This window comes from Clostridium malenominatum (genome assembly GCF_039521365.1).
Classification (GTDB): Bacteria; Bacillota; Clostridia; order Clostridiales; family Clostridiaceae; genus Clostridium_AW; species Clostridium_AW malenominatum.
In genome coordinates this window covers 1,741,505-1,758,385 of sequence record NZ_BAAACF010000001.1, presented here as the reverse complement: position 1 = coordinate 1,758,385, position 16,881 = coordinate 1,741,505, and the positions used below count along the sequence as shown (strand labels likewise).

20 protein-coding genes are annotated in these 16,881 nt (G+C 31.9%); all 20 read left to right on the top strand.

Going from position 1 to position 16,881, the window contains the following annotated elements:
- Positions 1-20: 20 nt before the first annotated feature.
- Complete coding sequence (flgC, locus tag ABDZ69_RS08995) at positions 21-434, top strand: flagellar basal body rod protein FlgC (protein ID WP_425544648.1); 414 nt, start codon at positions 21-23, stop codon at positions 432-434.
- 44 nt (positions 435-478) lie between these two features.
- The gene (gene fliE / locus ABDZ69_RS08990; protein ID WP_425544647.1) at positions 479-736 is read left to right on the top strand and encodes a flagellar hook-basal body complex protein FliE; all 258 of its coding nucleotides are present in this window, start codon (positions 479-481) and stop codon (positions 734-736) included.
- Between the two features lie 15 nt (positions 737-751).
- Positions 752-2,308 (top strand): flagellar basal-body MS-ring/collar protein FliF, encoded by a 1,557-nt coding sequence (gene fliF, locus ABDZ69_RS08985; RefSeq protein ID WP_343768925.1) that lies wholly within the window; start codon positions 752-754, stop codon positions 2,306-2,308.
- A 6-nt stretch (positions 2,309-2,314) separates the two neighbouring features.
- A complete protein-coding gene (gene fliG, locus ABDZ69_RS08980; RefSeq protein WP_343768924.1) occupies positions 2,315-3,337 on the top strand; it encodes a flagellar motor switch protein FliG in 1,023 nt (340 codons plus the stop codon).
- Positions 3,330-4,097: a hypothetical protein gene (locus tag ABDZ69_RS08975; protein WP_343768922.1), complete on the top strand. Its 768-nt coding sequence runs from the start codon at positions 3,330-3,332 to the stop codon at positions 4,095-4,097. The genes fliG and ABDZ69_RS08975 overlap by 8 nt, the downstream gene beginning before the upstream one ends.
- 17 nt (positions 4,098-4,114) lie before the next feature.
- Positions 4,115-5,419, top strand: a complete 1,305-nt coding sequence (gene fliI / locus ABDZ69_RS08970) for a flagellar protein export ATPase FliI (RefSeq protein ID WP_343768920.1) — start codon at positions 4,115-4,117, stop codon at positions 5,417-5,419.
- 18 nt (positions 5,420-5,437) lie between these two features.
- Positions 5,438-5,890: a flagellar export protein FliJ gene (gene fliJ / locus ABDZ69_RS08965; protein WP_343768918.1), complete on the top strand. Its 453-nt coding sequence runs from the start codon at positions 5,438-5,440 to the stop codon at positions 5,888-5,890.
- Positions 5,880-7,121 carry a flagellar hook-length control protein FliK gene (locus tag ABDZ69_RS08960; protein ID WP_343768916.1) on the top strand — a complete coding sequence of 414 codons (1,242 nt, stop codon included), beginning with the start codon at positions 5,880-5,882 and terminating at the stop codon, positions 7,119-7,121. The genes fliJ and ABDZ69_RS08960 overlap by 11 nt, the downstream gene beginning before the upstream one ends.
- 11 nt (positions 7,122-7,132) lie before the next feature.
- Positions 7,133-7,648 (top strand): flagellar hook assembly protein FlgD, encoded by a 516-nt coding sequence (locus ABDZ69_RS08955; protein WP_343768914.1) that lies wholly within the window; start codon positions 7,133-7,135, stop codon positions 7,646-7,648.
- A 2-nt stretch (positions 7,649-7,650) separates the two neighbouring features.
- Complete coding sequence (locus ABDZ69_RS08950) at positions 7,651-8,046, top strand: TIGR02530 family flagellar biosynthesis protein (RefSeq protein ID WP_343768913.1); 396 nt, start codon at positions 7,651-7,653, stop codon at positions 8,044-8,046.
- A gap of 76 nt (positions 8,047-8,122) precedes the next feature.
- Positions 8,123-9,130, top strand: coding sequence for a flagellar hook-basal body complex protein (locus ABDZ69_RS08945; RefSeq protein WP_343768912.1), 1,008 nt, complete (start codon positions 8,123-8,125; stop codon positions 9,128-9,130).
- Between the two features lie 128 nt (positions 9,131-9,258).
- Positions 9,259-9,468 carry a flagellar FlbD family protein gene (locus ABDZ69_RS08940; protein WP_343768911.1) on the top strand — a complete coding sequence of 70 codons (210 nt, stop codon included), beginning with the start codon at positions 9,259-9,261 and terminating at the stop codon, positions 9,466-9,468.
- On the top strand, positions 9,465-10,292 hold the full coding sequence (locus ABDZ69_RS08935; RefSeq protein ID WP_343768910.1) for a motility protein A: 828 nt from the start codon (positions 9,465-9,467) through the stop codon (positions 10,290-10,292). The genes ABDZ69_RS08940 and ABDZ69_RS08935 overlap by 4 nt, the downstream gene beginning before the upstream one ends.
- On the top strand, positions 10,285-11,025 hold the full coding sequence (locus ABDZ69_RS08930; protein ID WP_343768909.1) for a flagellar motor protein MotB: 741 nt from the start codon (positions 10,285-10,287) through the stop codon (positions 11,023-11,025). The genes ABDZ69_RS08935 and ABDZ69_RS08930 overlap by 8 nt, the downstream gene beginning before the upstream one ends.
- Positions 11,022-11,531: a flagellar basal body-associated FliL family protein gene (locus ABDZ69_RS08925; protein WP_343768907.1), complete on the top strand. Its 510-nt coding sequence runs from the start codon at positions 11,022-11,024 to the stop codon at positions 11,529-11,531. The genes ABDZ69_RS08930 and ABDZ69_RS08925 overlap by 4 nt, the downstream gene beginning before the upstream one ends.
- Before the next feature lie 28 nt (positions 11,532-11,559).
- On the top strand, positions 11,560-11,901 hold the full coding sequence (gene fliO / locus ABDZ69_RS08920) for a flagellar biosynthetic protein FliO (protein ID WP_343768904.1): 342 nt from the start codon (positions 11,560-11,562) through the stop codon (positions 11,899-11,901).
- Positions 11,902-11,954: 53 nt separating this feature from the next.
- Positions 11,955-12,674, top strand: coding sequence for a flagellar type III secretion system pore protein FliP (gene fliP, locus ABDZ69_RS08915; protein WP_425544646.1), 720 nt, complete (start codon positions 11,955-11,957; stop codon positions 12,672-12,674).
- Positions 12,675-12,683: 9 nt separating this feature from the next.
- Positions 12,684-12,950 (top strand): flagellar biosynthesis protein FliQ, encoded by a 267-nt coding sequence (gene fliQ / locus ABDZ69_RS08910; protein WP_343768902.1) that lies wholly within the window; start codon positions 12,684-12,686, stop codon positions 12,948-12,950.
- A gap of 23 nt (positions 12,951-12,973) precedes the next feature.
- Positions 12,974-14,797 carry a fused FliR family export protein/FlhB family type III secretion system protein gene (locus ABDZ69_RS08905; protein ID WP_343768901.1) on the top strand — a complete coding sequence of 608 codons (1,824 nt, stop codon included), beginning with the start codon at positions 12,974-12,976 and terminating at the stop codon, positions 14,795-14,797.
- Between the two features lie 61 nt (positions 14,798-14,858).
- Positions 14,859-16,880, top strand: a complete 2,022-nt coding sequence (gene flhA, locus ABDZ69_RS08900; protein ID WP_343769635.1) for a flagellar biosynthesis protein FlhA — start codon at positions 14,859-14,861, stop codon at positions 16,878-16,880.
- Position 16,881: the final 1 nt, after the last annotated feature.

Genomic DNA, 16,881 nt, shown 5'->3' with positions numbered 1-16,881 from the left:
TGTTAAAAGTGTTTAATAACATGAGAATTAGTGCTAGTGGACTTTCTTCAGAAAGACTTAGAATGGATACTATATCTTCTAATATAGCTAATGCCTCAACTACAAGAGGAAAAGATGGGATGCCTTATAGAAGAAAAGTAGCTATTTTTCAAGAAAACTTGACTAATGAAATAAACAAAAATACAGGAAAAAATGAAGAGAAATTATTAGGAGTTAAGGCTGTTGGAATTATAGAAGATGAGTCTGAACTAAGGCGAGTGTACGAGCCATCCCACCCAGACGCAGGAGAAGATGGATACGTATTAATGCCTAATGTAAATATATTAAATGAAATGGCGGATATGATTGTGGCAACCCGTGCTTATGAAGCAAATGTTGATGCTATTAATTCACAAAAATCTATGTTCATGAAAGCTTTAGAAATTGGAAAGTAGGTGCTTGAAATATGAAAATAAATGAATTTATACCAAGAATGAAGATGTTTGAAGAAAAAAACGTACATATTAAAAAAGAAGAAAATAATTTTTTAGGATTATTAAAAGAACAGTTAGATAATGTAAATAATAAGCAAATTCAATCTGAAAAATCCACCGAAGCTTTTATAAAAGGTGAAGATATTGATATTCATGAAGTAACTATAAATGCTGAAGAAGCAAAAATGTCTATAGAATTAGCGGTTCAAGTAAGAAATAAAATAGTTGAGGCATATCAGGAGCTTAATAGAATGCAGTTATAGTAAGGAGTGCTATTGATGAACAAGCTATCCCAATGGATAAATAAACTTAAAGAAACCTTTAGCAAGTGGAGTAATAAAAAAAAGATAGCTTATGGTGTTATTTTTGCTGGAATTTTAGGCACTATAATTTATTTAGGAATAAGTTTGACTAGCACTAAATATGCTATTTTATTTTCAAATTTAGATAGCGCTGATATGGGAGCTGTTTATAATAAGTTAAAGGAAAATAAAGAAAACTTCAAAGTTGAAGGTAACGCAATATTAGTACCTAAAGAAAATGTAGACAACTTAAGAATGGGAATACTATCTGAAGTGCCTATAAATAATGGTAGTCAAGGTTTTGAAATTTTAGATAAAAGTAATTTTGGAACTACTGATGCAGAAATGAAAATAAACTATCAAAGAGCACTACAAGGAGAATTGGAGAGGACTATTAAAAGTTTTCCCGAAATTGACAATGTTAGAATTCATTTAGTTATGTCTGAAGATAGTGCTTTTATAAAAGATACGACTCCAGCGAAGGCTTCAATAACATTAAAATTGAAACCTTATAAAAAAATCACAAAGGAACAAGTTAAAGCTATTGTAACTTTGGTTTCAGGTAGTGTGAAAAATCTTCCAAAGGAAAATGTGGAGGTTAACGATACTACAGGAAGTTTAAGTAAGGATTTATTTGAAGATGATAACTTAGATATGGCAGGAGCCACAGAAAAGCAACAAGCCTTAGAAAGAAATTATGAAAAGACCTTAGAAAATAAGGTTATTAACATGTTAGAGGCTGTTTATGGAAAAGATCGAGTAAGAGTAAAAATAAATGCAGACTTGAATTTTGATGCAGTACAAAAGGAAAGTACTATAATTGACCCTAATAATGTAGTAGTTAGTGAGCACACTGTTAAAGAGACTACACAAAATAACCAGGCTCCAAATAGTGGAAGTCCAGTAGACGACAATATGGGTAATAGAAATGATGATAATGATAATAATACTTCTACCACCCATGAAGAAGTTACAAAAAACTATGAAGTGTCAAAGGAAATTAGTAAAGAAGCTAAAGCGCCGGGATCTGTACAAAGATTAACGGTTTCTGTAATACTAGATGGAGCTTTAGACAATGCCACAAGAAATTCTGTAACAAATGCAGTTTCTTCCGCTGTTGGATTAAGTGCAAACAGGGGAGATTTAATTAGTGTGGAGGGATTACCTTTCGATACTAAAGGATTAGAGAGTATAAATAAAGATTTAGAGGAAATGGCAAAAGAAGAAGAAAAAGCAAAGAAGATGAAGTTATATACTAATATTGGAATAGGTACAGGAATCATTTTATTATTAATAGTTACATTTGTTATGTTAAGAAGAAAGAGAAAAGAAGATGATGATGTAGAGAGTGGAATAAACATGATAATAGATGATGAAACTCCAATTGACGAAAAACCTAAATTTAAGCCAATTCAACTAGATACTGAAGATGAAAAGACCCATGTTGAAAAGGAAATTAGAAAATATGCTACCGAGAAGCCAGAGCAAGTTGCGGAAATTATTAAGGCTTGGTTGGCAGAAGATGAGAGGTGATAGCATATGGCGAGAAGTGGAGATTTTGATAAATTATCGGGAGTGCAGAAGGCTGCAATCTTGTTTATTACACTGGGACCTGAAGCTGCTTCAGCAATAATTAAAAAATTACCTGAAGCAGAAATACAAAAGATTACTTATGAAATAGCTAATATTACCTCTGTAAAATCAGACCAAAAGGTAAGAATACTTGACGAATTTATTCAAATGAATAAGGCTAAAGATTACCTAACAGAGGGAGGTATAGGATATGCAAGAGACTTACTAGCTAAAGCTTTAGGGGGTCAAAGGGCTCTTGAAATTTTAGAAAAGGTTACAGAAGCTACTCAGCAATTTAGACCTTTTGCCATAGCTAGAAAGGCTGATGCGAATCAGCTTTTGAATATAATTTCTAGTGAACATCCTCAGACAATTGCTCTAGTATTATGCTATCTCCAATCGGATAAAGCAGGACAAATACTATCTGCACTACCCGAGGATCTACAAGCAGAAGTTGCTTATAGAATAGCGACCATGAGTAATACGTCGCCTATGGTTATAAAGGAAATAGAAAAGGTTTTAGACGGTAAGCTATCTTCAGTGGTTAGGTCAGAAATGAAATCTATAGGAGGAGTTCCTACCATTGTTGATATATTAAATCAAGTGGATAGAGCTACTGAGAGAAATATAACAGAATCCTTAGAGAGAGAAAATGCAGAACTGGCTGAAAAAATCAAGGCATCCATGTTTGTATTCGAAGATATTATTACATTAGATGATGTTTCAATTCAAAGAGTATTAAGAGAAGTAGAGACAAAGGAACTGGCCTTAGCTTTGAAGGGATCTTCAGAGGAGGTAGCAAATGTTATATTTAAGAATCAATCTAAAAGAGCTGCTGCTTCATTGAAAGAAGATATGGAGTTCTTAGGACCTGTAAGGCTTATGGATGTTGAAAAAGCTCAGCAAAAAATTGTTAGTGTTATAAGAAGACTTGATGAAGCTGGAGAAATAGTAATATCTAGAGGTGGGGAGGATGCAATCATTGTGTAGTAAGGTATTAAAAAATACCACCGTCGTAAGTAACGGTTCAAAGGAGATAACAATAGATTATGAACCACCCAGAAACAACTATGAAAAATCTCAAAGGGAAATTAATGCAAAAGAAGCCATAGAAAGCTATGAAAACTTAGCTAAAGCAATGTTAGAGGGTGCAAGAAAGCAAAAGGATCAGATTTTAGCTGAGGCATATAGAGAAGCGGAAAAAATTGAAAGCGAAGTTTATCCTAAAGCTTATAAAGAAGGCTTTGAAAAAGGAGAAAAAGAAGGTTATGCTGAAGCTTATAAAGTTGCTTATGAAGAAAATATAAAAAAAGCAAATTTAGAAAAAGAACAGTTAATTAATGATGCTCAAGTAACCTCTACCAATATTATTAAATCTGCAAAAGAAGAATATGTTATGTATTTAGAAGATAAAAAAGAAGAAATAAGAAAATTAATAAAGGAAATCACATTTTCAGTACTTTTGAAAGAACTTAAAGAAGAAGATGGACTAAATGCTATGATTTCCAACCTATTAGATGAGGTTAAGGAGTCTAAAGTAGTAATTATACGTTGCAACAGTTTACATAAAAATAAAATAGAAGATGAAATTTCCTTGTGGAGAAATAATAATGTTTTTAAAGGAGATATATTTCTTATAGAAGATTCTTCTACGGAAGAAGGAAATGCTTCTATTGAAAAAGATAATGGGAAAATATATATAAATATTCAATCAATAATAGAAAAATTAGATGAAATTTTCAATGTCTAGTTAAGGTGGTACAAGAGATGATAGACTTTAAATCCATAAGAAAAAAATTAAATGAAGCCACTTTTTATGATAGAGAGGGTTTGGTAAAAAAAGTTATTGGTTTAACTATAGAGGTAGAAGGAATCAAGGCGTCTATAGGAGAGGTATGTACCATATATAATGAGAGGAATTTTCCCATTACCTGTGAAGTAGTAGGCTTTAAAGAAGATAATGTAATATTAATGCCCTTAGGAGAGCTAATTGGTATTGCACCAGGATGCAAAATAGTTCCTACAGGAAGACCCTTAAGCGCTAGGTGCTCCTATGATTTATTAGGGAAAATACTAGATGGCATGGGTAACCCTTTAACAGAGGAAGAATTAAAGGGAGGAGTTTTTTACCCATTGGATAAAGAACCTCCAGATCCTTTGAAAAGAAGAAGAATTAAGGATGTTATTTCTACTGGGGTAAGAGCTATTGATGGATTTTTAACCTGTGGAGAGGGCCAAAGAATAGGTATATTTGCAGGTAGTGGTGTTGGGAAAAGTACAACATTAGGTATGATAGCAAAATATGCTGAAGCAGATGTAAATGTAATATGCTTAATTGGAGAAAGAGGTAGAGAAGTTTTAGACTTCATTGAAAAGGATTTGGGCCCAGAAGGGATGAAAAAAAGCGTAGTAGTATGCGCTACCTCAGATAAACCAGCTTTGGTAAGGATTAAAGGAGCTTTTACAGCTACTGCAATTGCAGAGTATTTTAGAGATGAAGGAAAAAAAGTAATACTTATGATGGACTCTGTAACTAGATTTGCTATGGCTCAAAGAGAAGTAGGGCTAGCCATTGGGGAGCCACCGGCAACTAAGGGATATACTCCCTCTGTATTTGCTATGCTTCCAAGGCTTATGGAAAGAGCGGGGATGTCTGATAAAGGTTCTATTACAGCTTTTTATACGGTATTGGTAGATGGGGATGATTTTAATGAACCAATTTCAGATGCAGTAAGAGGGATTTTAGATGGACATATAGTTTTATCTAGAGCTTTAGCTGCTAAAAATCACTATCCAGCTATTGATGTTTTAAGCAGTATAAGCAGGCTTATGTCAGAGATTGCACAGGATGAACACAAGGAAGTGGCATCAATTGCAAGAGATTTAATTGCTACATATAAAGAGGCAGAGGATTTAATTAATATAGGAGCATATGTTAAGGGAAGCAATAAAAAAATTGATTTAGCAATTGAGTACATTGATGGAATTAATTCTTTTTTAAAACAAGGTGTAAATGAACAAAGCACCTTTAAAGATACGGTTTATTCTCTTATAAATTTGTTTAATTCATAGTAAAAGGTGATAGTTTTTATGAAAAGATATAATTTTAGGCTTCAAAAGCTACTAGATATTAGAGTGGGCAAAGAAGAGCAATGTAAAATGGCTTTTCAAAAAACCCAGAGAGAAAAGGTTGAGGCGGAGTTCAAGCTACATGACTTAAAAGATTCTTACAAGAGGCATAATGTAATAGAAAATGAAAGTTCCACTGTGGAAAGAAAAATGAGACAGCAATATTTAAGCAATTTAACTATTTCTATTAAAACTGCCACTTTAGATTTAGAAAAAAAGCAAAATAAAGTAGAAATAGCTAGGGAAGAGCTTAAAAAAAGCCAAGTTGATAGAAAAACTGTAGAGATATTAAAGGACAAAGGTTTTAAAAACTATTTAAAAGAAGAAGAAGCAAGGGAACAAAGGGCAAATGATGAATTTGCACTTTATGGATTTATTAGAAACTTGAAAGGAGGTGAAATAAGTGATAGATAATTTAAATATGATTGTAAATAAGTTAGCTGCAAAAACACAAACGTCTTCCCCAAGCAAAGCTCCTAAAGAAGAAAAAAAAGATTTTAACGAAGTGTTAAATAACTTTACAGAAACCAAAAAAGTAAGTAAAGAGGTTAATGCAAAAAATGGTGAAACAGAAAAAAATCCATTAGAAAACCTAGATTTAGAAAACATAAATGTGGAAGAGTTAGATTTTAAAGACACCTTAATGTTATTACAGTTCTTTTTTAATCAGAACAATGCAAATATACCTCACGAAGAGATAGCTCTTAATTCTAAAGATTTATTTACTTCTAAGGAGGAGGTTGTAAAGCTAGACTCAATATTACATAGAATATTAAATGGAGAGGTTTTACCAGAGAAAGAAGCGTTAAAAGACAGCAACCCTATTATTGAAAAATTAATTAAAAAAGTAGAAGAAGAGATAGAGACCATGGTTCCTATAGATTCTAAAGAAGATGTAGAAGTTAGTAAAATTTTTAATTCATTAGTAAAGGGTTTAAAGGATGAGAAAAACACTAATGAAGACCAAAACTCTAAAACTGCTATTTTTAAGGAAGACATGGGAATTAACACTATGCAAAAACTTAAAATAAATAAATCTTTTAACGAAAATTATTTCTCCAAAGAGCAGGATAATCCAGAAATAAAGGAAGAAAAAATTCTTTTTAAGTTTGTAAAGGATAAAGAAGAGGATACTGTTTTTAAACCTATTAACCTAATGGCGTCACCAACAAATAAGCTAGAGGTTTCTACTGAAAATATTAAGGTTGAAGAACTTGTAATCAAAAAAGAAACTATGGTAGATGACATTGTAAAAACTGTAAAATTCATGGACAACGGAAGTTTGAAGAATTTAACAGTAAAAATAAACCCCAAGGAACTTGGAGAAATGGTTATTAGCATAGTAATGGAAGATGGCAAAATTAAGGCTAACGTTACAGCTTCTAATAAAGAAGCTTATAATTTGATAAATGCAAATTTGAATGAAATAAATAACAAATTAGAAAACTCACAAATTAAAATTCAAAACTTCACGTTAAATTTATATGAAGATGCTACTTTCTTTAAAGGAGAAAACAACCAAGATAAGCCTAGAGAAGATAGAAAAGAACATAAAAGTAGAAGTATAGCTTCCATTGGAGAGATTTCAGAAATGGATCAGGAGAATAATAGTGAAGATTTGAGAAATGTAAATATTTTAGCTTAGGAGGAAAAGGTATGTCTGATTTGCCAATATCTCAAAGAGTAAATGCTACGACTAATAGTGATAAAACTAGTAAAGGAACTCCTATTAGAAAGCCAGGACAAGAGTTAGACAAAAATGCGTTTTTAAGAATATTATCTGCTGAATTAGCTAATCAGGACCCAATGAATGCTAAGGACGGAACAGAATTTGTCTCTCAAATGGCTCAATTTTCATCCCTAGAGCAGATGGCTAATTTAAATAGCACTATGAGGTTTATGGGAGCATCTTCTTTAATTAATAAAGGAGTAATGCTAAATAGAGTAGATGAAAAAGGTAACTTATATATGGGAAAGGTTACTGGAGTATCAAAGGATGGAGACAATATAAAAATTAATGTTTTAGTAGGCGAAGGAAAAGATGAAAATGGACAACCTGTGGCTATAATTAAGCAATTTAAAATTGAAGATATAATTGAACTTATAGATATACCACAAGGAGAACCAGAGAATCCAGAAACACCAGGTAATGAGGAAAGTAAGGTTGAATAAATATGAGTTATAGAATTATAAATGGTAAACTTCAGTATATTGAAAACTTACAACCTTATTCTAATAAACCTAAAGTTAAAGAATGTAATAATAATGGTTCATGTAACTTTGAACAAGTGTTAAAAAAAGAGATAAGTAAAGATAATGAAGTTACCATTTCTAAGCACGCTACACAAAGATTGTTAGAAAGAGATATTAAAATTACTGAAGAAGATATGAAAAAAATAAATGATGCAATAGATGGTGCAAGACAAAAGGGATGTAGAGAAGGAGTAATTTTATACAAGGATGTAGCTCTAATTGCAAGCATTAAAAATAGAACTATTATAACAGCAATGAGCAAGGATGAAAGTCAGGGTAATATATTTACAAACATTGATAGTTTAGTAATATTATAGGCTGGACCTTAAGGAAGCCGAATCCTGTTGAAGGACAGATACAGGGTAAATTAAATTAACTTTGGAGGTTAAAACTATGTTAAGATCAATGTATTCAGGTATAAGTGGGCTTAAAGCCAATCAAGTTAAATTAGATGTAATTGGTAATAACATTGCCAATGTAGGTACTACTGCTTTTAAAACACAAAGGGTTAGATTTCAAGATATGTTAAGTCAGAGCTTAAAGGGAGCTACAGGACCAAGTACTAATACTGGAGGAACAAATCCCAGTCAAGTAGGGCTTGGAACTCAAGTATCTGGTATTGATTCCACAATGACTCAAGGAAACATGCAACCAACTAGTAGAAATCTAGATTTTGCTGTAGATGGAGAAGGATATTTCGTAGTAGCTAGAGGATCTATGGGAGATGGGGAAGGAATAGTAATTGGTGAAGGTGGAGTAATAGACACTGAAAACGCAGATGGAGAAAACACCTTAGAATTATCTTACACAAGAGATGGTGCTTTTACACTGGATGAATTTGGTCAGTTAGTTACATCTGATGGATATAGAGTTATGGGATATTCTCTTGAGGGAAGTGAAATTGAATATGACGATGAAACTGGTAAGCCAGTGATAGATGAAGCTGTAAATGTTAATGAACCTGGGGTAACAATTGAAACTACAGGTAACTTAGTTCCTTTAGCAATTCCAGATGAAGTGGCTGGACTAAGAGTTAAAAGCTTTTCTGTTGATAAAAATGGATTAATAAAAGTTGTTTTAAGTGATAATAGTGTAAGAGGTATAGGACAATTAGCAACAGCGTCCTTTAAAAATCCAGCTGGATTATCAAAAGATGGGAAAAATCTATACTCAAGTACAGCAAACTCTGGACAAGCTGTATTTAGAAGTGGTGTTGGAGCAGATGAGAGTAATGAAGCAGGATATGGAGATGTTATCCAAGGAATGCTTGAAATGTCAAATGTAGACTTAGCTGAACAATTTACTGAAATGATTGTTGCCAGCAGAGCATTCCAAGCAAATGGTAAAATAATTACTACTGGGGATGAAATACTTCAAGAACTGGTTAACTTGAAAAGATAGTTTTTGTTAGATAATGGATGTTAGATGGTAGATGGGTAGATATTGTAGACTTCTGCTATGCAGAAGTCTATCCTTAACTATCATCTAAATATCTAAACATCTAAAAATCTGAAGGAAGGGGGAGACCTATGATTGAATTAACAGGACTAGACGGCAAGAAATTTATTTTAAATGATGAACATATTGAAAAAATGGAAAGTGTGCCAGATAGTGTTATCACTTTAGTTAATGGAAGAAAGTATTTAGTAAAGGAATCCCTAGATACTATTGTCCAGAAAATCGTTTTGTATAAAAGGAATATATATACAGTTAATATTCAGGAGGCATCTAAAAGATGAAGAAGAGAGACTTATTGACGCTTATAGGTATAGTGCTTGGGAGTATTTTATTAATATGGGCAATGGCTATGAAAAGCCTTACAGAATATGACTTTGGTCAGCTAAAGCTTTTCTTTGATCCAGCTTCCATTGCAATTACTCTTGGAGGTTCCTTTGCAGCCATGCTCATAACCTATCCTATGAGTTATTTTAATAAATTAATAAAAATTATGGTACAATCCTTTAAAGAAAGTGAAAAATCAAGTATAGATACCATATTCCAATTTATAGATTTATCAAGAAAGGCAAGAAGGGAAGGACTTTTATCTCTAGAAGATGAAATAAATCAAATAGGAGATGACTTTTTAAAAAAAGGCCTTCAAATGGTGGTTGACGGTATAGAACCAGATACTATTAGGGATATTTTAGAACTTGAGATTTCTGAAATGGAAAGAAGACATAAAATAGGAGCAGATATGTTAAGAGCTTGGGGAGGATATGCACCAGCCTTTGGTATGGTTGGTACTTTAATAGGTCTTATACAAATGCTTGCGAATCTAACAGACTCAAGTCAGATAGCAAGTGGTATGGCAAAAGCCCTAGTTACTACTTTCTATGGCTCTTTACTAGCTTACATGGTGTTTAACCCAATGGGTTCTAACCTATCTTTGAAAAGCGACAGTGAAGCTTCTATTAGAGAAATGATGCTAGAGGGTATATTATCTATTCAATCTGGAGTTAATCCAAGAATAGTAGAAGAAAAGTTAATTTCATATTTAACTCCTGCTGAAAGATTAGAATATGCTTCTAATGCACCAAAAGAAGGGGTGGCAGAGAATGGCTAGAAGAAAAAAAGATAGTGGAGATAGCGGAGGAGGAGGAAATGAATGGTTAGCTTCCTATGCGGACGTAGTTACACTATTATTAACTTTTTTCGTTCTTCTTTACTCATTTTCAAGTGTAGATGCCACTAAATTTAAGCAAATTGCTTCTGCCTTTCAAAGTGTTCTATCAGGTGATGCAGGTCAAACTATATTTGACTTTAACATGAAAAATGGAGACATACCTTTAGTTGGAGAAACAATTCAAACAGGAATGGCCACTGGAGGAAAAAACAATGAGCTTTATGATAAGGTAAGAGAAGCTGTTCAAAAGAATGAGTTGCAAAGCTCTGTTACTATTAGAAATGATACTTCTGGAGTAATAATAGAATTAAAAGACAATATATTATTTGAAAGTGGAATGGGAGAAATAAAAGAAGATAGTAAGCCAATATTGGATAAACTCAATAAGCTAATTTCTAATTTCCCAAATGCAATTATAGTAGAAGGGCATACGGATAATGTACCAATAAAAAATTATAAGTATGATTCTAACTGGGAACTGTCTACTTCAAGGGCAGTTAATGTGTTAAGATACTTTGTTGAGGTAAAAAAGCAAAGTCCGGCTAAATTTACTGCTGCAGGATATGGAGAATATAAACCAATATTCCCAAATGATTCAGAAGAGCATAAGGCAAAAAATAGAAGAGTTAATATAGTTATAGTTTCATTAGAAAGGAAGACTGATGTTAATTGAGCGAAAAGAAAGTGGAAAAAAGTGGAGGAAATAAATTAAGAATAATTTTAATCATTCTATGTTTAATCGTGATAATTGGAGGAGGGACTTTTGGAAGTTACTTAGTCCTTTCTAAAAAAAATAATAATGGAAATAATCAAGGAAATATAAATGTAAATATGAATAATAATAATTTTAACAATAATAACATGTATAGACCTGCAGTATCGGAATACACTTATGATTTAGGAGAATTTTTATTAAATCTATCTGATGCAGATGCTAGAAGATTTTTAAAGGCTAGAATCCATGTGGGTTTCAATAACAAAAAAATGCTGAAGGAATTAGAAGCTAAAAAAGCTGTTATTCTAGACTCTGTTAACACCGTAATTAGATCTAAAAAGCATACGGATTTTTCACCGGAAGGGACAGAAAAAATTAAAGTAGAAATATTAAATAAGATAAATCCAATGTTTAAAGAAGGATTATGTGACAATGTGTATTTTACAGAGATTCTTGTACAATAGCTTTACTATATAATAAGGAAGTATAAATATGAATGGAGATTTGCAGTTTATAATTACTATTGGTAAAATTATAATATTTTTACCCTTTATAATTTTTTTAATATATTTTTCACTAAAGTTTGGTGGAGAAAAACTTGGGAAGATTCAAAATGGAAGATATATGAAGGTGTTAGATAGATTACCCTTGACAAAGGATAATTCTATATTAGCGGTTAAAATTGGAGAAAAAGGCTACGTTATATCCTCTACTCAAGGAAAGATTGAAGTTTTATTTTCCCTTCAAGAGGAAGAATTAAAAAAATTAGAAGAGAGTAAAAAAGAATTTGATTTACTTTTGAAAATAAAGGAAAAGAAGGAAGAGAAGATATGAAACAAAAGAAAAAAATTATTTTATTTATAATAGCTTTTGTGGCGTTAATATTTATGATAGGGATTAACAGCAAGGTATATGCAGCGCCAGGACAAATACCCATTCCTAGAGTAAATATATCTGTTGATAATTCAACTACACCACAAAATTATGTAGATAATATAAAACTTTTAATCCTTCTTACAGTATTATCTCTTCTGCCATCTTTTATAGTTATGATGACTAGCTTTGTTAGAACTATACTAGTATTAGGATTTTTGAGAAATGCTATGGGAACTCAGCAATCTCCACCAAATCAAGTAATAATTGGACTAGCATTATTTCTTACTTTTTTTATAATGTCTCCTGTATATAATGAGATAAATACAAAGGCTTTAAAACCCTTTTTAGATAATAAAATTACCCAAGAAGTAGCTTTCCAGGAAGGTGCTAAACCTTTAAGAGAGTTTATGTTAAGGCAAACAAGGCAAAAGGATTTGAAGCTGTTTTTAGAAGTGGGTAAAGTAGGTGAAGAGGTGACTAGGGAAAACGTACCTCTTCAAATAGTAGTTCCAGCTTTTATTATAAGTGAATTAAAAACAGCTTTTCAAATAGGGTTTTTGCTATACATACCTTTTTTAATAGTAGATTTAGTGGTAGCCAGCGTTCTTATGTCTATGGGAATGTTTATGTTGCCACCAGTTATGATATCATTACCTTTTAAGATTTTATTATTTGTCATGGTAGATGGATGGTATTTAGTTGTAAAATCCTTAATTTTAAGCTTTAAATGAGGTGGGTAAATGAGTGAAAACTTAGTAATTGGCATAGTTAAAGATGCAATAACTACGGGATTAATGGTTGCAGCTCCAATTCTTATTACATCTATAGTAATAGGTTTAATAATCAGTATATTTCAAGCAACAACTCAAATTCAGGAACAAACCTTAACATTTGTGCCTAAATTAATTGCTATAGCTTTAATAGGACTGCTTACTGGAAGCTGGATGCTACATCAATTAGTCCAATTTACAGAGAGAATATTTGAAATAATCTCAAACATAGTTTAGTAAAAAATAAGTAGGTGTTATAGGTGATAAATGTTGCTTTTTATACAGCTTTAATAATGATATTCTTAAGATTTTTAGCCTTCTTTACAGTAACACCTGTATTTTTCCCCAAAGGGACACCTGTAATGGTTAAGATAGGATTTTCATTAATATTATCTTTCATAATATTGCCAGGAATAGATTATTCTTATGTAGGAACTATAAATGACATATTTCCTTTTGTAATGTCTGGAGTAAATGAAATAATTACAGGTCTAGTGTTAGGCTATATAACAGAACTTTGTTTTATGTCTGTTAGAATGGCTGGTCAATTTATGGATGTACAAGTGGGTTTTTCTATGATGTCCACTTTAGATCCTAATACTAATACCAATTCTACTTTGCTAGAAAGATTATTATATTGGTGTAGTTTAATAATGTTTTTTATTTTGGATGTTCATCATATTCTAATATATCAATTTATTGAAAGTTATAAATATGTGTCCTTAGGAAAGTTTTTACTTCTAGATTCATTATCGGGTATAGTTACAAAAATATTTATAGATTTTTTTAGTTTAGGTTTGAAAATTGCAATACCAATAGTATTGATAATTATAATTACAGATTTAACCTTGGGGCTTATGGCAAGGACAGTCCCCCAACTAAATATAATGATTTTAGGATTGCCAATTAAAATCTTGGTAGGGCTTATGACCTTTACTTTTGCACTTCCTATTTTCATAAATTTAATGAAAAGTAATTTTTTAAAAATACCAGAATTATTTCGGGGGATTTTTAATACAGTACCATTTATTATAATTTTTGCTTCCGATGATAAAACAGAAGAAGCTACACCTCATAAACTTAGCGAGGCAAGGAAAAAGGGACAAGTTGCAAAGAGTAAGGACGTTAATCTTGGATTAACTCTATTAATTTCAACATTAATAATATCTTTAGCCGGAGAGTTTGTAGTAGGGAATTTAAAGGAAACAATGATAGCATTTTTGCAAGATTTCACAAGCATTGAATTAAATTACAAAACTTTAGCAAATATATCTGTTGTTATTATAACTAGGCTTTCATTGACTATTTTACCTATTACAGTGCCAATTATGGTAATGGGTATTTTTGCAAACTTTATTCAAACAGGATTTATTTATACTAAGGAACCATTAAAACCAGATTTTAAAAAATTAAATCCTATTAATGGATTTAAAAGAATGTTCTCCATGAGATCCTTAATGGAGTTAATAAAATCTCTATCTATTGTTATAATAGTTGGTTTTGTGGGATACAAGTTCATAGTAGGAAATTATTTTTACATTGTAAATTTATATAATCTAAGATTTCCTGTATTATTAGGACAGTTTGGAGAATTAGCCTTAAAAATATTTTTTAGAATAACATTAATTATGTTGGCAATTGCCCTTACAGATTTTATATTTCAAAAGTTTCAATTTAAAAAGGAAATGAGAATGAGTAAACAAGAGATTAAAGAAGAATTTAAACAAATGGAAGGTGACCCTCAAATAAAAGGGAAAATAAGGCAAAGACAAAGAGAGATGGCTATGAGAAGAATGATGCAGTCTGTACCAGACGCAACAGTGGTTATAACCAACCCAACACACCTATCCATTGCTATAAAGTATAAGGAAGGGGAAAATAAGGCACCAATGGTTGTAGCTAAAGGAGCGGATTATGTAGCCTTAAAAATAAGGGAGAAGGCAAAGGAAAATAATGTGCCTATTATCGAAAATAAACCCTTAGCTAGACTTATGTATGAAAAAGTAGAAGTAGATGAAGAAATACCAGTAGAAATGTATCAAGCTGTAGCTCAAATTCTTGCACTAGTTATGAAGATGAAATAGTTAAGGCGGTGTTCACTTGGAAAACTTTAAAAACAGAACTAGTATAAAAAATAATATTGACATGTTAGTAGCGTTTGGAGTAATAGGTATTGTTATGATGATGATAATACCATTGCCGTCACTTGTTTTAGATATATTGATAGCGGTAAATATAACCATATCCGTAATCATACTGCTTATTACAATGTTTACAACGGAAGTATTGCAATTTTCATCCTTTCCCACATTACTTTTAGTTACTACACTTTTTAGATTAGGTTTAAATCTTTCTTCTACAAGATTAATTTTAGGAGAAGGAGAAGGTGGGGAAATCATCGCTGCCTTTGGGAGTTTTGTTGTTGGTGGAAACTACGTTGTTGGAATTATAATATTTTTAATCATAATAATTGTACAATTCGTTGTAATCACTAGTGGTTCTTCAAGAGTATCAGAAGTATCAGCAAGATTTACATTAGATGCTATGCCTGGTAAACAAATGAGTATTGACGCAGATTTAAACTCAGGGCTTATTGACGAAGTTGGAGCAAGGGACCGAAGAAAAAAACTGCAACAAGAAGCAGATTTTTATGGAGCCATGGATGGAGCTTCAAAATTTGTAAAGGGTGATGCTGTAGCAGGATTAATAATTACAGCAATAAATATTGCTGGAGGAATAATTATAGGAAGCGTAATGATGGGAATGAGCATAGGAGATGCTGCAAAAACCTTTACAATGCTTACCATAGGAGATGGTCTAGTTTCTCAAATTCCAGCTCTTTTAATATCCACAGCCTCAGGTATTTTAGTTACTCGTTCTGGAAGCGATGATAATTTTGGAGATGTCATTGGTAAACAGTTAACTACCTTTCCTAAAGTAATAGCTATGGCAGCAGTTATATTGTTTTCCATGTTTTTAGTACCAGGACTTCCTAAGATTCCATTTTTAATACTTTCTATAAGTACAGGGGTAGGAGCATATTTCTTATACAAAGATGAAAATGAAAAGGTTATAGAGCAAATGGAACAGGAACAAATTGAAATAACAGAAATAGAAAACCGTGAACCAGAAAATGTTATGAATTTGATAAATATAGAAACTATGGACATAGAAATTGGATACGGATTAATTCCTCTAGCTGATGAAGGTTCAGGAGGAGATTTACTTCAAAGAATTACTTCTGTTAGAAGGCAATGTGCTATTGAAATGGGTATAGTTGTGCAGCCTATAAGGATTAGGGATAACCTACAACTTAAGACCAATGAATATGTATTAAAAATAAGAGGAACTGTTGTTGCAAAAGGAGATTTAATGCCAAATATGTTATTGTGCATGGATCCTAGTAATGGTGAATATGGTATAGAAGGAATAAAAACTGTAGAACCCGCTTTTGGACTTCCTGCAATATGGATAAACAAAGATAGCAGAGAAGAGGCAGAAATAAAGGGATTAACAGTGGTAGACCCTACTACTGTTATGGTAACACACCTTACTGAAACTATAAAAAATAACTCTTATCAGCTGCTAGGAAGACAAGAGGTTAAGATGATAGTAGATTCAGTGAAGGAAAAATATAATGCAGTAGTTGAAGAATTAATACCGGACTTAATGACCGTTGGAGAAATTCAAAAGGTACTTCAAAACCTTTTAAAAGAAAGGGTTTCCATTAAGGATATGGTTACTATTTTGGAGTCATTAGCGGATAACTCTAGAAGTACAAAGGATATTGAACTTTTAACAGAGTATGTTAGATTCTCACTGGGAAGAAGTATATGCAATCCATTAGTAGATGAAAGAGGAGTTATAACGGTGATTACTCTTTCTCCAGATGTAGAAGAGCTTCTTTCTGAAAATATACAAAGATCTATTCAAGGTTCATTTCCAGCCATTGATCCAGATAAGACTGGAAGGTTATTAAATTCATTAAAGAATACTGTAGAGAGTACATTTTTTTATGAAAATCAACCTGTGATTTTGGTATCACCGAAAATTAGACCAGCCTTTAGAAAACTTACAGAGATGGTTTTCCCTAATTTATATGTGTTATCTATAAATGAAATACCAAATGATATAGAAATTCAAACTGAAGGAGTTGTAACAATATAAG

What these genes read in the sequence shown, in the direction of transcription:
- flgC (WP_425544648.1), top strand. Translation starts at nt 21, where the DNA reads ATGAGAATTAGTGCTAGTGGACTTTCTTCAGAAAGACTTAGAATGGAT.
- fliE (WP_425544647.1), top strand. Translation starts at nt 479, where the DNA reads ATGTTTGAAGAAAAAAACGTACATATTAAAAAAGAAGAAAATAATTTT.
- fliF (WP_343768925.1), top strand. Translation starts at nt 752, where the DNA reads ATGAACAAGCTATCCCAATGGATAAATAAACTTAAAGAAACCTTTAGC.
- fliG (WP_343768924.1), top strand. Translation starts at nt 2,315, where the DNA reads ATGGCGAGAAGTGGAGATTTTGATAAATTATCGGGAGTGCAGAAGGCT.
- fliI (WP_343768920.1), top strand. Translation starts at nt 4,115, where the DNA reads ATGATAGACTTTAAATCCATAAGAAAAAAATTAAATGAAGCCACTTTT.
- fliJ (WP_343768918.1), top strand. Translation starts at nt 5,438, where the DNA reads ATGAAAAGATATAATTTTAGGCTTCAAAAGCTACTAGATATTAGAGTG.
- ABDZ69_RS08955 (WP_343768914.1), top strand. Translation starts at nt 7,133, where the DNA reads ATGTCTGATTTGCCAATATCTCAAAGAGTAAATGCTACGACTAATAGT.
- ABDZ69_RS08950 (WP_343768913.1), top strand. Translation starts at nt 7,651, where the DNA reads ATGAGTTATAGAATTATAAATGGTAAACTTCAGTATATTGAAAACTTA.
- ABDZ69_RS08945 (WP_343768912.1), top strand. Translation starts at nt 8,123, where the DNA reads ATGTTAAGATCAATGTATTCAGGTATAAGTGGGCTTAAAGCCAATCAA.
- ABDZ69_RS08940 (WP_343768911.1), top strand. Translation starts at nt 9,259, where the DNA reads ATGATTGAATTAACAGGACTAGACGGCAAGAAATTTATTTTAAATGAT.
- ABDZ69_RS08935 (WP_343768910.1), top strand. Translation starts at nt 9,465, where the DNA reads ATGAAGAAGAGAGACTTATTGACGCTTATAGGTATAGTGCTTGGGAGT.
- ABDZ69_RS08930 (WP_343768909.1), top strand. Translation starts at nt 10,285, where the DNA reads ATGGCTAGAAGAAAAAAAGATAGTGGAGATAGCGGAGGAGGAGGAAAT.
- fliO (WP_343768904.1), top strand. Translation starts at nt 11,560, where the DNA reads ATGAATGGAGATTTGCAGTTTATAATTACTATTGGTAAAATTATAATA.
- fliP (WP_425544646.1), top strand. Translation starts at nt 11,955, where the DNA reads ATGATAGGGATTAACAGCAAGGTATATGCAGCGCCAGGACAAATACCC.
- fliQ (WP_343768902.1), top strand. Translation starts at nt 12,684, where the DNA reads ATGAGTGAAAACTTAGTAATTGGCATAGTTAAAGATGCAATAACTACG.
- flhA (WP_343769635.1), top strand. Translation starts at nt 14,859, where the DNA reads ATGTTAGTAGCGTTTGGAGTAATAGGTATTGTTATGATGATGATAATA.